The 15,954-nt window shown below is 69.0% G+C and carries 14 protein-coding genes; 5 read left to right on the top strand and 9 right to left on the bottom strand.

What is annotated here, in order from left to right:
- The 4 genes from ehuC (at window position 1) to ppc (ending at window position 5,278) form a co-directional block, all read left to right on the top strand.
- The gene (gene ehuC / locus ACTH43_RS05275) at window positions 1-837 is read left to right on the top strand and encodes an ectoine/hydroxyectoine ABC transporter permease subunit EhuC (RefSeq protein WP_441443878.1); all 837 of its coding nucleotides are present in this window, start codon (window positions 1-3) and stop codon (window positions 835-837) included.
- Window positions 834-1,493, top strand: a complete 660-nt coding sequence (gene ehuD, locus ACTH43_RS05270; protein WP_441443877.1) for an ectoine/hydroxyectoine ABC transporter permease subunit EhuD — start codon at window positions 834-836, stop codon at window positions 1,491-1,493. The genes ehuC and ehuD overlap by 4 nt, the downstream gene beginning before the upstream one ends.
- Window positions 1,486-2,283, top strand: coding sequence for an ectoine/hydroxyectoine ABC transporter ATP-binding protein EhuA (gene ehuA, locus ACTH43_RS05265; RefSeq protein WP_441443876.1), 798 nt, complete (start codon window positions 1,486-1,488; stop codon window positions 2,281-2,283). Before ehuD ends, ehuA begins: the two co-directional genes overlap by 8 nt.
- A 166-nt stretch (window positions 2,284-2,449) precedes the next feature.
- A complete protein-coding gene (gene ppc / locus ACTH43_RS05260; protein ID WP_441443875.1) occupies window positions 2,450-5,278 on the top strand; it encodes a phosphoenolpyruvate carboxylase in 2,829 nt (942 codons plus the stop codon).
- 235 nt (window positions 5,279-5,513) lie between these two features.
- Here the strand turns inward: ppc and ACTH43_RS05255 are convergent, their stop codons facing one another.
- From ACTH43_RS05255 to ACTH43_RS05240, 4 genes are read right to left on the bottom strand one after another with little or no spacing between them, the layout of a single operon-like run.
- Complete coding sequence (locus tag ACTH43_RS05255; RefSeq protein WP_441443874.1) at window positions 5,514-6,533, bottom strand: aldo/keto reductase; 1,020 nt, start codon at window positions 6,531-6,533, stop codon at window positions 5,514-5,516.
- A 48-nt stretch (window positions 6,534-6,581) separates the two neighbouring features.
- A complete protein-coding gene (locus ACTH43_RS05250; RefSeq protein ID WP_441443873.1) occupies window positions 6,582-7,169 on the bottom strand; it encodes a GNAT family N-acetyltransferase in 588 nt (195 codons plus the stop codon).
- Window positions 7,166-8,272: an App1 family protein gene (locus ACTH43_RS05245; RefSeq protein WP_441443872.1), complete on the bottom strand. Its 1,107-nt coding sequence runs from the start codon at window positions 8,270-8,272 to the stop codon at window positions 7,166-7,168. The genes ACTH43_RS05250 and ACTH43_RS05245 overlap by 4 nt, the downstream gene beginning before the upstream one ends.
- 6 nt (window positions 8,273-8,278) lie before the next feature.
- Complete coding sequence (locus ACTH43_RS05240) at window positions 8,279-8,764, bottom strand: GNAT family N-acetyltransferase (protein WP_441443871.1); 486 nt, start codon at window positions 8,762-8,764, stop codon at window positions 8,279-8,281.
- A 157-nt stretch (window positions 8,765-8,921) separates the two neighbouring features.
- Here ACTH43_RS05240 and ACTH43_RS05235 point away from each other — a divergent pair, with 157 nt between their 5' ends.
- A complete protein-coding gene (locus ACTH43_RS05235) occupies window positions 8,922-9,440 on the top strand; it encodes an arsenate reductase/protein-tyrosine-phosphatase family protein (protein WP_441443870.1) in 519 nt (172 codons plus the stop codon).
- A 97-nt stretch (window positions 9,441-9,537) separates the two neighbouring features.
- Here ACTH43_RS05235 and ACTH43_RS05230 read toward each other — a convergent pair whose 3' ends face one another.
- The 5 genes from ACTH43_RS05230 to ACTH43_RS05210 all read right to left on the bottom strand — a co-directional run bounded on the left by ACTH43_RS05230 (window position 9,538) and on the right by ACTH43_RS05210 (window position 15,709).
- Window positions 9,538-10,833, bottom strand: a complete 1,296-nt coding sequence (locus tag ACTH43_RS05230; protein WP_441443869.1) for a hypothetical protein — start codon at window positions 10,831-10,833, stop codon at window positions 9,538-9,540.
- Window positions 10,834-11,391: 558 nt separating this feature from the next.
- Window positions 11,392-13,029 (bottom strand): phosphoglucomutase (alpha-D-glucose-1,6-bisphosphate-dependent), encoded by a 1,638-nt coding sequence (gene pgm, locus ACTH43_RS05225; protein ID WP_441443868.1) that lies wholly within the window; start codon window positions 13,027-13,029, stop codon window positions 11,392-11,394.
- A gap of 109 nt (window positions 13,030-13,138) precedes the next feature.
- Window positions 13,139-13,969: a hypothetical protein gene (locus ACTH43_RS05220; RefSeq protein WP_441443867.1), complete on the bottom strand. Its 831-nt coding sequence runs from the start codon at window positions 13,967-13,969 to the stop codon at window positions 13,139-13,141.
- 90 nt (window positions 13,970-14,059) lie between these two features.
- A complete protein-coding gene (locus tag ACTH43_RS05215; RefSeq protein WP_441443866.1) occupies window positions 14,060-15,076 on the bottom strand; it encodes an anion permease in 1,017 nt (338 codons plus the stop codon).
- Window positions 15,077-15,709: a DUF47 family protein gene (locus tag ACTH43_RS05210; protein ID WP_441443920.1), complete on the bottom strand. Its 633-nt coding sequence runs from the start codon at window positions 15,707-15,709 to the stop codon at window positions 15,077-15,079. It abuts the gene before it with no gap.
- Window positions 15,710-15,954: the final 245 nt, after the last annotated feature.

Here is a 15,954-nt window from a genome sequence, read left to right as displayed (position 1 = left end):
ATGGATGGAGTGATCGGCTTCTTCCAGGACCTCGGCCCGAACCTCCAGCTGGTGCTGGACCGGATGCCGTTGATCCTCGACGGGCTCCAGGTCACCCTGCTGACCACGGTCCTGGGAGCGCTGCTCGCGCTGGTGATCGCGTTCGTGTTCGGCCTCGCGCAGCTCTCGAAGGTCCTGATCGTGCGCGGCGTGGCCCGCGTGTTCGTGGAGTTCTTCCGCGGCACCTCGCTCGTGGTCCAGCTGTTCTGGCTCGCCTTCGTGCTCCCGCAGCTGCCGTACCCGCTCGGGTTCCGGCTCGAGCCGCTGCTGGTGGGCGTCCTCGCCCTCGGCCTGAACTACGGGGCCTATGCCGCGGAGGTCGTGCGCGGATCGATCGGCTCGGTGCCCACGGGGCAGTACGAGGCGGTCAGCGCGCTCAGCCTGAGCCCGGCCCGTGGCATGTTCCGCATCGTGATCCCCCAGGCCTGGGCGCTGATGATCCCGTCTCTGTCCAACCTGTGGATCCAGCTGCTCAAGGGCAGCGCGATCGTCAGCACGGTGCTGCTGTACGACATTTTCTTCCAGGTCGAGCAGCTGCGTGACCGCACCGGCACCTGGTTCGCGTACTCCTTCGCGCTGCTGGCCTACTACCTGATCGCCTGGCTGATCGTGATCCTGATGAACGGACTGGAGATCCGCGCCAAGCACCAGATCGGGCGCGGCCCGGCATTGCGCACGGCATGGCGCTCGCTCTTCCAGGCACCCGGCACCACCCCCTCAGGAGGGCGCACGGCGCGCGTCGTCCGTGATCGCTCCGTCGCGGCCTCCGGCACGCCGATGGGAGGTGGTCTGGCATGACCCCGCAGAATTCCTGGTGGAGCTGGGACCACGCCTTCGCAGTCCTTCCGGACCTGCTGTTCGACGGCTTCAAGATCACGCTGATCGCCACAGTGCTCGGCACCCTCATCGCCCTTGTCCTCGGACTGGTGGTGGCGATCATCCGGCGCAGTGCGCCGAGGATCATCAGCACCCCCTTCACCTGGGTGGTCGAGTTCATCCGCATGACGCCGCTGGTGGTCCAGCTGGTCTTCGCGAACCTCGTGCTCTCGCCGTACGTCGACTCCTCGCTCTCCATCGGCATCTGGGTGCTGGGCATCCACTACACGACCTATATGGCCGAGGTGTACCGCGCCGGCATCGACTCGGTGCCCAAGGGCCAGTGGGAGGCGGCCACGGCACTCTCCCTGCCGCGGATGCGCACCTGGCGAGCGGTGGTCGTCCCCCAGGCGATCCGCAACACCGTGCCGGCCCTGGGCAACTACGCGATCTCCATGTTCAAGGAGACCCCGTTCCTGTTCGTGATCTACGTCCCGGAGCTCCTGAACGTCGCGCAGAACTACGGCTCGACCTACTTCCGGTACACCGAGGCGATCACCCTGGCCGGCCTCATCTTCCTGGCGGCCAGCTATCCCACCTCCCTCCTGATCCGACGACTGGAGAAGAAACTTGCCTGAGAACACTGCGCACCCCGGCGTGCCCGGCGTGCCCCACATCGAGTTCCGCGACGTGGTCAAGAAGTTCGGTGACAACACCGTGCTCGACGATCTGAACTTCACGGTCACCAAGGGCGAGCGCGTCACCCTGATCGGACCCTCCGGCTCGGGCAAGACCACCATCCTGCGCCTGGTGATGACGCTCGAAGAGCTCACCGGTGGGTACATCCACATCGGAGGCACTCCGCTGCAGTACGAGGAGCAGGGCGGCAAGCGCGTGCGCATCCCGGACAAGCGCCGCCGCCGCACCACCACCGACATCGGCATGGTCTTCCAGCACTTCAACCTGTTCCCCAATATGACCGTGATGGAGAACATCATCGAGGCCCCGGTCCACGTGATGGGTCTGAAGAAGGCCGAGGCCGAGGCGAAGGCGGAGGCGCTGCTGGACAAGGTGGGGATGGGCTGGAAGAAGGATGCCCGCCCTTCGGAGCTCTCCGGCGGCCAGCAGCAGCGCATCGCGATCGCGCGCGCCCTGGCGATGGATCCGGAGATCCTGCTGCTGGACGAGGTCACCTCGGCGCTGGACCCCGAGCTGGTCGGAGAGGTGCTCGCGGTGCTCAAGGACATCGCCGCCGAGACCGACATCTCGATGCTGATCGTCACCCACGAGATGCAGTTCGCGCGGGAGGTCTCCGACCGCGTGATGATGTTCGACAAGGGGTCCGTGATCGAGGAAGGCCTGCCGGACAAGATCTTCAGCGAACCCGAGAACCAGCGCACCCAGGACTTCCTGCGCGCCGTGCTCTGAAAGACCCGTCGCGGACCGCAGGCTGACCTGCTGCGGTCCGCGGACTGTCCCCTGCGGGTGCGCCGACGGCTCCTCGCTGTAGTCTGTGCCCGTTCGTTCCGCGCCGACGCGGTCGCCCTGCTTGTGTCGGCGGCCGCTACTCGGCGTGCCGACCCCAGGAGGCCCTGTGCCAGATACCGACGCCATCGCCGTCCCGACCTTGACGAGCGAGTTCCCCGTCGTCGGCGACGATCCCCATATCGACGCCCCACTGCGAGCGACCGTCCGACGACTGTCGACCCTGCTCGGCCGCACGCTGGCCGACCAGCACGGTCAGGAGATGCTCGACCTCGTCGAGCAGGTCCGCAAGCTCACCAAGGATGCGAAGTCCTCGGACTCCGAGGCCAGCGCCCAGGACGTCCAGAACCGTCTCGCCGAGCTCCCCATCGAGCAGGCCACTGCTCTGACCCGGGCGTTCGCCCAGTACTTCCTGCTGGCCAATGCGGCCGAGCAGGTCTACCGCGTGCGCTCCCTGCAGGAACGTCCGGCCTCCGAGTCCTGGGTCCCGCGCACCGTCGCGGCCGTCCACGAGTCCGTCGGCGCTGAGGGCCTGCAGGAGGCCGTCGACTCGCTCGACGTGCGCCTGATCTTCACCGCTCACCCCACCGAGGCATCCCGTCGGGCGGTGCTGACCAAGCTCCGCAAGATCTCGGACATCCTCGAGAACGACACCGAGGACGGCACCCCCGAGCGGCGCAGGCAGGATCACCTGCTCTCCGAGCTCATCGAGTCCCTGTGGCAGACGGACGAGCTGCGCCGCCAGCGTCCCACCCCCCAGGACGAGTCGCGCAATGTGCTCTACTACCTGACCCAGCTGTACCGCCAGACCATGCCGGGCTTCCTCGACGACCTGCGCGAGGAGCTGCGTGCCCATGGCGCCGACCTGCGCGAGCGTCAGGTGCCGCTGCGCTTCGGCTCCTGGATCGGTGGCGACCGCGACGGCAACCCGTTCGTCACCGCGGAGGTCACCCGCGAGGTGCTACAGCTCCAGGCCGAGACCGCGGTCGAGCTCGCGATCGATGTCGTCTCCGAGCTCATCGGCGACCTGTCGATCTCCAGCGAGATGACCGGTCAGGACGAGGAGCTGCGCGCGAGCATCGACGCGGACCTCGCCTTCGAGTCCGAGGTCGACGAAGTGCAGCAGCGGATGTTCGAGCAGGAGCCCTACCGGCTCAAGCTCGGCACCATGCGCGCCAAGCTCAAGGCCACCGGCGAGCGGATCCGCACCGGCGAGCCGCATGTCCACGGCAAGGACTACTACGACTCCGAGGAGCTGCAGGACGACTTCAGCATCCTGCGCGGCGCCCTGAACCGCCACGGCGGACGCCGAGCGGCCGACGGTGCGATCGCCGTCGCCCAGCAGGTCCTCGCCGGATCCGGCCTCAACCTCGCCGTCCTCGACGTGCGCGAGCACTCTGAGAAGCACCATGAGGTGCTGGCCCGTCTCTTCGACCGTGTCGGAGAGCTGGACCGGCCCTACATGGAGCTCAGCCGCGAGGAGCGCACCAAGGTGCTGGCCGCGGAGCTCGCGAGCCGGCGCCCGCTGGTCGGCACCGCGCTCGCCGAAGACGAGACGATCCTCGATGACGCCACCCGCACCACCTACAAGGTGTTCGGCGAGATCCGGGACGCCCATCGGCAGTACGGCCAGTCCTCGATCGAGACCTACATCGTCTCGATGACGCACGGTGCCGACGACATCCTCGCCGTCGCCCTGCTGGCTCGTGAAGCCGGCCTGGTCACCCTGCCCGGCGGCGACCAGAACCGTTCGGACATCAGCTTCGCACCGCTGCTCGAGGAGGTCGCCGAGCTGCGTCACGCCGGGGAGATCCTCGACGAGATGCTCAGTGATCCGTCCTACCGGGAGATCGTGCGCCTGCGCGGCGACCTCCAGGAGGTCATGCTCGGCTACTCCGACGGCAACAAGGACTCCGGCGTCATCACCAGCCAGTGGGAGATCCATCAGGCGCAGCGCCAGCTGCGCGATGTCGCCGCCCGCCACGGGGTGACGCTGCGCCTGTTCCATGGCCGCGGCGGTTCCGTCGGCCGTGGTGGCGGCCCGACGTATGACGCGATCCTGGCCCAGCCGTACGGCGTGCTCGAGGGCGAGATCAAGTTCACCGAGCAGGGCGAGGTCATCTCGGACAAGTACACGCTGCCCACGCTGGCCCGGGAGAACCTGGACCTGTCGCTGGCGGCGGTGCTCGAGGGCTCCGCACTGCACACCTCCCCGCGCTCGACGCCTGAGCAGCTGGACCGCTTCGGCGAGGTCATGCAGCAGGTCTCTGATGCCTCCTATGCGCGCTATCGCACGCTGGCGGACGACCCGGATCTGCCGGAGTACTTCGTGACCTCGACGCCGGTCGAGCAGCTCGGTGACCTGAACATCGGCTCGCGCCCCTCCAAGCGCGCGACCTCCGAGAAGGGCCTGGACGGCCTGCGGGCGATCCCGTGGGTGTTCGGCTGGACCCAGTCGCGGCAGATCGTGCCCGGCTGGTTCGGTGCCGGCTCCGGCCTGAAGGCCGCGCGCGAGGCAGGGCTCGAGCCTGATCTGCACGAGATGTACCGCAACTGGCACTTCTTCCGCACCGTGATCAGCAACGTCGAGATGACGCTCGCGAAGACGGACATGGCGATCGCCGCGCACTACGTGCACTCGCTGGTGCCGGAGCGGCTGTGGCCGCTGTTCGACCGTATCAAGGCGGAGTACGAGCTCTCGGTCGCCGAGATCGAGCGGCTCACCGGGGTGCTGGGCCTGCTGGACAATCAGCCGGTGCTCAAGCGCACCCTCGCGGTGCGCGACCGGTACCTGGATCCGATCTCCTACATGCAGGTCGCGATGCTGCAGCGGGCCCGTGCCGCCACCGAGCGCGGCGAGGAGCTCTCTCCTGAGCTGCAGCGTGCACTGCTGACCACCATCAACGGCGTCGCGGCGGGGCTGAAGAACACCGGCTGATTCCCGCCCGCGGCAGCCCGCCCGCCGCAGCAGCTCATCCGCCTACGGCAGCCCCTCTGCCCGCGGCAGTCCCTCTGCCCGCGGCAACTCATCGAGTCGTAGGTTCTGTGCACCACTGGTCCCCCCCAGTGCACAGAACCAAACACTCGATGTCGTGCGGGAGCGGTTAAGGGGTGGGGGCGGGGGCGTGCAGGGGCAGGACCGGGATCCGGATCGGGCGTCGTGCAAGGGCAGCTCAGCGCCTGGCGGTGCCGTCGATGGCGAACTCATCGATCCGGGTGAGCTCTTCGTCGGTCAGCTCGAGGTTCTCGAGGGTGGCGACGTTCTGCTCGAGCTGCGTCACCGACGAGGCTCCGACCAGCGCGGTGCTGACCTGCCGGTGCCGCAGCGCCCAGGCCAGCGCGAGCTGGGCCAGGCTCTGGCCGCGCTCGTGGGCGATCTGGGACAGACCGCGCACCCGCGACTGGTAGTCCTCGCCCAGGACCTGCTGCTCGGAGAGGGAGGACGAGGTGCCGGCGGCGCGCGAGCTCTGCGGCACGCCGGAGAGGTACCGGTTGGTGAGCAGACCCTGCTGGAGCGGGGAGAAGGCCGCCAGGCCCACCCCGAGCTCGCCGACGACATCGAGCAGGCTGTTCTCGATATGCCGGTTGAACATCGAGTACGAGGGCTGATGGATCAGCAGCGGGGTGCCGAGATCCGCAAGGATCCGCGCGGCCTGCCGGGTCTTCTCGGGGGAGTAGTTCGAGACGCCGACATAGAGCGCCCTGCCGCTGCGCACCGCATGGGCGAGCGCGCCCATCGTCTCCTCGAGCGGGGTCTCGGGATCCTCGCGGTGGTGGTAGAAGATGTCCACGTCCTCCAGCCCCAGGCGCTCCAGGGACTGATCCAGCGAGTTCAGCAGGTATTTGCGAGACCCGCCGTCGCCGAACGGCCCGTCCCACATCCGGTATCCGGCCTTGGTGGAGATCACCAGCTCGTCGCGGTGATGGCGGAAGTCCTGCGCGAGGATGCGGCCCACATGGGTCTCGGCGCTGCCGGGCGGAGGGCCGTAGTTGTTGGCCAGGTCGAAGTGGTTCACACCGAGGTCGAAGGCACGGCGGACGATCGTGCGCAGGGTGAGCGGGTCGCGGTTCTCGCCGAAGTTCTGCCAGAAGCCCAGTGAGATCGGGGGCAGCAGCACGCCGGATCGGCCGACGCGACGGTATGGGGTGCGGTCGTAGCGGGCTGCGGAGGGGTGATGGACGTCGGTGTTCATCCTCTGAGACTAGTCGGAGAAACCGCCTCTGGACAGGGGGTTCTCCGCTCAGAGTGCGCAGAGTGGCCGCTCCATGACGTCCATCCCGAGCCCCTCGACCTTCAACCAGTCGGCCTCGCCTGCGAAGGGGACGCTGTGCCCGGTGGGAACGAAACCGTGGCGCTCGTACCAGGCGTGCAGCTCTGGCCGGGACTGCAGCACCTGGATCATGAGCATGTCCACCCCGGCGGTGCGCTGGTGCTCGGCCTGCGCCTCGAGCAGGCGGGCGCCGAGGCCTCGGGACTGTACCGAGGGGTGCACGGCGAACAGGCCCAGCTCGGCACGGTCTACCCCGTCGGCGTCGGTGGGTTCGCGGCGGGTGTAGCAGCAGCCCACCACCTCACCGGCGGGCCCGGAGGAACCGTCGGGCCCGGCGAGCTCAGCGACCAGCAGCGACACCGCGGGGTCCGCGAGCATCCCGCGGACCTCCTGCGCATCGGTGCGCTGACCGTCCACCAGATGCGCTTCGGTGGTCCAGCCGCCCTCGCCTCGGTAGGCGGCCTGCACCAGGACGGCCACGGCGTCTGCGTCGTCGTCGTGGGCGGTGCGCAGCAGGATCTCTCTGTGCTTCCCGGTCTCGAGGGATGACGTCGTCATGAGGAGATCTTCCCGGCCCTCTGGAACTCGGCGAGGAGCCCGTGGCCGTCGGGAGCGGCGAGGGTGAGCGGAGAGCCGTTCGCGGGCGCCGCGTCCTGGAGCGGGCGGCGCGAGCCGTGCGCGAGCAGCTGCTCGGGCTCGGTGAGCTGGCGGATCGCGATCGTCTCGACCAGCTCGGGGTGGCGCGCGGCGAACTCGGCGTAGATCGTGGGGTCGTGCTGCCCGTCGTCACCCACCAGGATCCACCGCATGTGGGGATATTCGGTGGCCAGCTGCTCGAGGGCGCGATGCTTGTGCTCGGGACCGGAGCGGAAGAAGCCCGTGTTGGTGGGGCCCCAGTCGGTCAGCAGCAGCGGGCCATCGGGATAGCCGTTGCGGTAGAGGAAGCGCTTGAGCACGGGGAAGACGTTCCACGCGCCGGTGGACAGGTAGAACACCGGCATCGCCGGGTGCTCGCGCACCAGGCGCTGGTAGAGCATCGGCATTCCCGGGACCACCTGGCGGGAGGACTGGTGGACGACGAAGGCGTTCCAGAAGGCCAGCAGCGGGCGCGGCAGCCAGGTCACCATCACGGTGTCGTCGATGTCGCTGACCATGCCGACCTCGGTCTCCGGCGCGAAGACGGTCACGTCCGCGGTGACCTCGTTGCCGGCGACGGTCCAGAGCACGGCCTGATGCTGGCCGGGGGGCAGGGAGACTTCGAGCATCGCGTCCACGATGCCAGTGCGGTCCGCGCGCGCGGTGAACTGCTGATCACCCAGCAGGATCTGTACGGTGCGGTGCGGCGCGACCTGCCCGGCGAAGTTCCGCCAGCCGCGCACCGCCATCGTGCGCAGGTCGTGGACCGGCTGGTCGTGGAAGTCTGCGGGGGTGCCGGGGGAGGCGTACAGCACCTTCGCCAGCACCCGGACCCGCTCGGTGGAGCCGTAGCCGTGGAAGGGCTGCAGCCGCAGATCCCAGCTGAGCCGACGCAGGGCATGACCGACGGCGGTGTTCTTGACGTTCTCGATGCGTGCCGCCCAGTGCGGACGGTCGTCACCGCCGCGCGCGGCCAGCGAACGGAGCCCGGCGCGGGCGGAGGTCAGCCGAGTGCTGATGCCCACCGGGCGTCAGAGACCGCGGGCCATCTTCAGCCAGGCCCCATCGGGATCGTCCTCGACGATCTCCCAGCGGTCACCGGTGTCGGCGAATCCGAGGCTCTCGTACAGGGCGCGAGCACCCGTGTTCCGGGGGCCCACGTACAGGGTGATCGTGTCTGCGCCGTCCTCGCGGGACCAGTCGAAGATCGCCTCGGCGAGCTTCCCGGCGATCCCGGAGTGGCGAGAGTTCGGGGTGACCCACATGGCCTGGAGCTCGCGCTCGTTGGCGGGGGAGTCCTCCTCGCGCCGGGCCGCCACCACGGCGACCGGCTGTCCGTCCTCGACGGCCAGGAACCAGGCGGCATCGCGCACGCGCTGCTCCCAGACCGAGTCCTCATAGGTGGATTCCTTGTCCCAGCTCTGCCCGAAGGCGGCCGGGTCCGTGCTGAGGGACCGAAGACGGATCTCGCGCACGAGCGACCAGTCGTCGTCGTGGGCGCGGATAATGTCGGCCATGGGTGTCCTCCTGAGCCGTCGTTGCGTGGTCACGGGCCATCATGCCCTGGCGATCATGCTCTCGCGCTGCCGCGGGCACCGCATGCACTCCCGTCACCAGTGTACGTTCCCCGGCGGTTCTGCGCGCGCAGCGCCCCGAGCTTGACACAATAGGGGGATGTCGCCCATTCGCCTGCTCACCGTCTGCACCGGCAACGTCTGTCGATCCCCGGCCGCCGCGGTGATGCTGCGCGCCGCGATCCTGGAGAGCGACCTGGTCGGGAAGGTGGAGGTGGGGTCGGCCGGTACCAGCTGGGAAGCCGAGGGGATGCCGATGGATGACCGCACCGAGCTCGCTCTCGAGCGATCAGGTTATGTGCGGCCCTTCGAGCACACCGCCCGCACGATCCATCTGACGGAGCTGCTGGCCTGGGATCTGGTGCTGCCGATGACCGCCGATCACGCGCAGCGGCTGCGGCGGATGGTCGAGCAGGCACCCGAGGGTTCGGCCGTTCCCCAGATCGCGATGTGGCGGCGGTTCGAGCCGGGCGCGGACCCGGCGGCGCTGCCCACGGAGCTTGCCGTCGAGGACCCCTGGTACGAGGGGCAGGGAGCGTTCGACCGCACGATCCGCGAGATGCGCGAGAGCGTGCCGGGCATCATCGCGCGCGCCCGGGAGCTGCTCGAGGAGCGCTGAGCTCACCTGCTGGGGGCTCGCTGTGGAGCCCACGACGGCATTGTTCACCTCGGGGAGCCGGGGGCGTCGGGGCCTTGTCGGGGCTTTCAGGCCTCGGTTACGCGTCGGTGTCGTGCTTCCCGGTGCTGGCGCGGTGATGCCAGGTCGCGCCGACGAAGCCGGCAGTGGTCAGGAAGCCGATGCCGAGCGCGGCGATCAGCACCTGGCGCATCTGGCCAAAGCCGGAGCCGCTGTCCTCCGAGATCGCGTTGAACAGCCGGACCACCGGGCCGCCTTCATCATGGCCGGCGCCGGACTGCGGTGACGGCGGAGGGGGAGAGCTCGGTGTCTCGGCGCCGACGCCGCTGATCTCAGTGGTCTCGTTGCTCTCGCTCTCCACCGCGGAGCTGCTCGTCGGAGGCGCCGACGGCTCCTCGGGGGCGGGCGGGGCAGTGTCACGCTGCGCGTTGTCTGGCTGAGCGGTCTCGGGCTGCGCGGAGGGTTCGACGGGTTCGACGGGTTCGACGGGTGCGGATTCGGGATCCGTGGGCGTCGTCTCCGGCTCTGCATCGGCACTGGCGTCGGGGGCGGGCTCCTCGGTGGGAGTGCCCTCGGTGGCGTCGTCGGTGGCGGGCTTCTCCACGGGCGTCGGCTCTTCCGATGGGGTCGGGCTCTCCGGCGGCTCCTCGGGATCCTCTGTGGGCTGTTCGGGAACGCTGGGGTCCGGTGGATCGGGCTGGTCAGAGCCGTCCGTCGGGCTCTCACTCGGGCTGGGTGCCGGCAAAGAGGTCGAGGGTGAGGTGTTGGGCGATGTCGACGGCCCTGGAGTCAGGGATGGCTGTCCGGTCCCGCTCCCGTTGGTGCCTCCGCTGGGAAGGCTGCCGGGGGTGCTGATCGTGGGCGGGGTGCTGCTCGACGTTTCGGCGTCCGTGACAGATTCCGTGCCGTCGGCTGGGGGTGACTGCTCCTCGCCGGAGCACTCATCGTCGAGGGTGGTGAGCAGCAGCGCCGGGATGACCGAGTCGTCCTCGCAGTCATCCTCGATGACGGGGTCCTCGACCGGGTGCGTGGGCTCGTGCTGAGTGTCGTCATCAGTCTGTGAGTCGTCATCAGTCTGCGAGTCATCATCGGTCTGTGGATCGCCGTCGTGCTGCAGATCGTCATCGGTCTGCGGATCCTCTTCGGGTGCTGCGGATGTTTCGGGAGGCTCTTCGTCCGGGAGCGGCTCGGGGGCGTCGCCCTCCACGGTGGGCTTCTCGCTCGGGAGCTCCTCGGTCTCGGCACTCTCCTCATCGGGGGGCTCCTGGTTCGAGCCTTCCGGTGGGGTGCTGTCGGGCTCGGCGGGGGCGGACTGAGTGGTCTCGAGGTCCAGCATCTCGGCCAGAGCGGGTGCCGTCGCGACGGGAAGAGCCATGGCGAGAGCGGCGGAGCAGGCACACAGACGTGAGCGCAGTCGCATAGTCGTGGTCCCCCTCCTCCATGGTCGCGAGCTCGGTGGCTGCGGTCGGCATCATCTTCGGTGGGCCCGACGGAGCACATTACCCTACCGAACCTTTACTTTCGACCCCATCGTTCATCGCCTCCGGGGTGGGCGCAAGGGTGCTGTGCATGGCGCCACGCCAGCGTGATCCACGCAATGTTGACCTTGGCTTGACCAAGGCTTTGCCGTCGACCTGCATGGATGCTGGTCAGCCGTCGATTTGCGCTCGCAGCGTCGGTCGCTGAGGTCATCGTGATCGCCCCGGGCGAACCTCGGAGAAATGTTCCGGAAGCACCACGGGAGCACGGAGACGAACAGGCACCTGCCCAGTCGTCACCATGGACAAGCGGCCGCGGAGGCCGATGCGGAGGAAGGGCCGATGCGGAGGAAGGGCCGGGGAAGCGAAAAGGTCGGGGAAGCGAAAAGGCCGGAGCGGAGAAAAGACGGAGCGCCGAGACCCCTGCGGGGACCCGGCGCTCCGTCACAGCACTGTCAGTCTGCGAGCACCTCGTCGACGAGGGCCTTCGCAGCGTCCTGCACCTGGCTCAGGTGCTCCTCACCCTTGAAGGACTCGGCGTAGATCTTGTAGATGTCCTCGGTGCCGGAGGGTCGCGCGGCGAACCAGGCCGACTCCGTGGAGACCTTCAGGCCTCCGATCGCGCCACCGGCAGGAGCCTCGGTGATCGCCGAGACGATCGGCTCGCCGGCCAGCTCGGTCGCACTGACCTGCTCGGGGCTGAGCGCCTTGAGCTTCGCCTTCTGCTCGCGGTTGGCCGGAGCGTCCATCCGGGCGTAGGCGCTGCTGCCGAATTCCTCGACCAGCTCGGCGTGCAGCGTGCTGGGGGAGCGGCCGGTGACTGCCAGGATCTCGGAGGCGAGCAGCGCCAGGATGATCCCGTCCTTGTCCGTGGTCCACACCGAGCCATCGCGCCGCAGGAAGGAGGCACCGGCGCTCTCCTCGCCGCCGAAGCCGACGGAGGAGTCGATCAGACCCGGCACGAACCACTTGAAGCCCACCGGCACCTCGTACAGCTCGCGGCCCAGGGAGGCCACCACGCGATCGATCAGGCTCGAGGAGACGACCGTCTTGCCGACCTTCGCGGTGGCCGGCCAGTTCGGGCGATGCGCGAAGAGGTAGCGGATCGCGGTGGCGAGATAGTGGTTGGGGTTCATCAGCCCGCCATCGGGGGTGACGATGCCGTGGCGATCCGCATCCGCGTCGTTGCCGGTGGCGATGTCGTACTCGTCGCGCTTCTCGAGCAGCGAGGCCATCGCCCACGGGCTCGAGCAGTCCATGCGGATCTTCCCGTCGCGGTCCAGCGTCATGAAGGACCAGCGGGGATCCACCTCCGGATTGACCACTGTCAGGTCGAGATCATGCATCTCCCCGATCTCGGCCCAGTAGTCCACCGCGGCGCCGCCCAGCGGATCAGCGCCGATCCGCACCCCGGCGCGACGAATCGCCTCGATGTCGACCACGTTAGGCAGGTCCGCCACATAGGTGTGCAGGAAGTCGTAACGCCCGGCATCCTGGAGGGCCTTCTGTCGGCCATGCCGGCGCACACCCCGCAGCCCCTCCGTCAGCAGCTGGTTGGCCCGGTCAGCGATCCAGGAGGTCGCGTCGGTGTCCGCGGGACCGCCATGGGGAGGGTTGTACTTGAAACCACCGTCACGCGGCGGGTTGTGGCTCGGGGTGATCACGATGCCGTCTGCACGGCCCGGATCGTTCGCAGCCCGACCTCGGTTGTGCGTGAGGATCGCGTGGGAGACGGCAGGGGTGGGGGTGTAGCCGTCCAGCGAGTCGACCTGGGCGGCGACGTCGTTGCCGATCAGCACCTCGAGTGCGGTGTCGAAGGCGGGACGGGAGAGGGCATGGGTGTCGCGGCCGACGAACAGCGGCCCGCGGATGCCCTCCGCGGCGCGGTACTCGACGATGGCCTGCGTGGTCGCGGCGATGTGGTCCTCGTTGAAGGCCGTGTCGAGCGAGGACCCCCGGTGCCCGGAGGTGCCGAAGGAGACGGCCTGATCGGGGTCCGCAGGATCCGGGTGGAGGTCGTAATACGCGTCGAGGAGCGCATCGACGTCGACGAGATCCTCCTCAAGTGCCTTCTGGCCTGCACGGGGGTGCATGATCACCACTCCATCCTCGAGTTCGGGGTCGTCACGACACTCTAGGTCAGGGCGACGCTCCCGGCACCGAGTGTGACTGCGGGCTGAGACGGCTCGTGGTCCCGAGACCTCAGGACCGCCGCGACTTCACCAGCAGCACGATCCCGATGATCGTGAGCACCAGCCCGATCAGGCCCGCGATCACGCCGATGACCGGGCCGATCAGCAGCGGGGCCGCCATCGAGAGCATGCTGTACGGGCCGAGGTGGGCGGGGGCGTCGGTCCCGGTGCAGGAGACCGTCACCGTGGTGTCCTCCAGAGCGGCGACGCCGAGCACCTGGACGTACTGCGACCCGTCGCCGAAGGTGGTCTCGGTCGAGCTGGGCACCGTGGTCACCGCGCCGGGCGTCGAGCCCTCGGCGGTGCATTCAGCGGCGGCCGCATCTGCCAGGGGGACGTACACGATCAGCATCTCGTTGGCGGGCACCTCGATGTCGGCGGTCGCCCCCTGCATCGGGACCGGGCCCTCGGTGGCGTCGCCGACGAGCGAGCCGACCGACCATACGATCCCGCCGATCGTCGCGGCGGGACCGATCACGACCAGCAGCACCAGGCCGATGATCAGCGGCCACAGCCCGCGTCGCCTGCGAGGGGCGGCGCCGGATCCGCCGGGGGCACCGGGGCCCGAACGGACGGAGGCAGGCAGCGGGCCGGTCTGCGGCGCGTAGGGGTCGGTGCCGAAGGAGCCGTAGCCCTGAGTTCCGGAGTTCTGGCTGCCGTAGTTCTGGCTGCCGTAGCCCTGGGATCCGTAGCCCTGCGTGCCGTAGTTCTGCTCGCCGTCGTTCTGGGGGCCGAACTGCGGCGCCGCGTCCGCTCTGGGAGCGGAGGTCGGCGTCGGCCCGGGCAGTCCGTAGCTGGGGCGCTGGCGCGGCGCAGGCGTCGTGGACTCACCGTCGGACATCGGGGCTCCTTCTGGGTACGGCACGGAAGGCCACAGGATAGTGGTCGATCCTCCGAGGACACCGAGTCCCCGCTCCGCAGGCGGGCAGGTTCAGCGGGAGCTCATCGCCAGCATCGTCCCCACCAGCGCCGCGCCCACCACGGCGCACGCCAGAGGAGTTGCCAGCCAGATCAGCAGGATCCTGCCAGCGACCTGCCAGCGCACATTCCGCAGCCCCTGCGCGACACCTGCACCGACCACGCTCGAGGCCAGGGCATGGGAGGTCGAGACGGGAGACCCGAGGCCGAACAGTCCCAGCGACATGGTGACCGCGGCGGACGTCTCCGCCGCGAGACCCTGCGCCACGTTCAGATCGGTCAGGTGCCGGCCGAGCACGCGGATGATGCGGTGGCCGCCCACCAGCGTGCCGAATCCGATCGCGATGGCGACCGCGACCATGAGGGCGACTGCGTACGACGGGTGGCCGCCCGTGGTGGCGAAAGCGATCACGATCACCGCGAGGGGCAGCCGGGAGTCGTTGAGCCCGTGACCCGTGGCGACAGCCCCGGCGGAGACGGTCTGGGCGAAGCGGAGGTGTCCCCGCAGCAGCCGCTCATGCCGGCCCAGGACCAGCACGAGCTGCATCAGCAGGTAGGCGATCACCGCGGACAGCACCGGGCCGACGAGGGAGACGACCAGCAGCAGCCCGAGCCGCTCCCAGGCCGCAGGAGCCCCGATCGCGAGCGAGACCCCCACCGTGGAGCCGAAGAAGGCATGCCAGGTGGACGAGGGCATCCCGAGCCACCAGGTGAGCAGATCCCAGCCGATGGTCGCGAGCATGATCGCGATCAGGACCAGCCCGAGCACATCCGGCTGCCCGGCGGTCTCCTGCGTCAGCGGCGTCATCCCCAGCAGCCGCAGCGCCCACGGTGCGGAGGCGACGATCAGCATCATCCCCAGCAGGGCACCCAGCACGTTGAGGATCGCGGCCAGGGCCAGAGCGGTCGACTCCCGAAGCGTTCTGGTCGTGATCGTCGTGGTGACGGCGTTGGACGCATCGTGGAAGCCGTTCATATACGCCATCGCGAGTGCCAGGACGACGACCAGCACGAGCATCAGCGTCGTCACTCAGGCGTCCTTGACCCGCAGCAGATCGGTCAGCCGCGCGATACGTTCCTGCAGAGCGATCGTGTGCCGGATCGACCCGGAGACGTCATGCAGGGGCATCAGCTCCTGGACGGAGCCGCCTCGCGAGTACAGCTCGCCGAGCGCCCTGCGGATCAGCCTCTCTCCCTGCCGAGTGAGCTTCCGGACCTGGTCGTAGTAGTCGCCCAGCTCCCGGATGCGCGACAGCTTCCAGCTCGCGGCGACCGTGTACTCGGCAGCACGCTCAATGCCCTTGGCCGCATCCAGCAGCGGGGTGGGCAGCTGTCCCACGCGGGAAATGACCAGGAGCTCCGCAGTGTGCTCCATGGAGTCCACCGCATCCGCCATTGTGAGCGCGAGGTCGTACAGCAGCTCGGCCTCATAGGGGGTGATCAGGGACTGGGCGAGCCGCTCGGCGATGCGTCGGCACAGCTCCTCGGCGACCGTCGACTGCTCGTGCAGCCGCGGTGCGATGCGAGTGCGCTCCCGGTATCCGTGGCCGAGCAGCTTCGAATGGGTGTCGGCGGACTGCACCAGCAGCTCGGCGAGCTCCGCGAAGAGGTCGTACAGCGGACGCTCGGTGCGCTGTGGGAAGAACCGGGAGAGGAACTGCATCACCTCGGGTCGCCTCCTCGCGCCTGGGGCGCATGACGTCGCTGCGGCCCGGAGGGGCTGCGCGGACCGGATTCGTGATGATGAGGCGCCGGACCGGGATGCGCCTGTCGGCGCGAAGGCCGCTCGAAGCGGCAAATGTTGGAGCCCGGGGCAACCGCGGCCCGGCGCCTGTCCATCGTAGGGCACCGGCCCGGGCATGAGGCAAATGGATGCCCGCCGCGATATGGCGAGCGCCTCACTCCGCG

The organism is Brachybacterium sp. (assembly GCF_052095815.1).
Lineage (GTDB): Bacteria > Actinomycetota > Actinomycetes > Actinomycetales > Dermabacteraceae > Brachybacterium.
The sequence above is the reverse complement of the archived record's forward strand: the minus strand, read 5'-3'. Positions and strand labels throughout refer to the sequence as shown.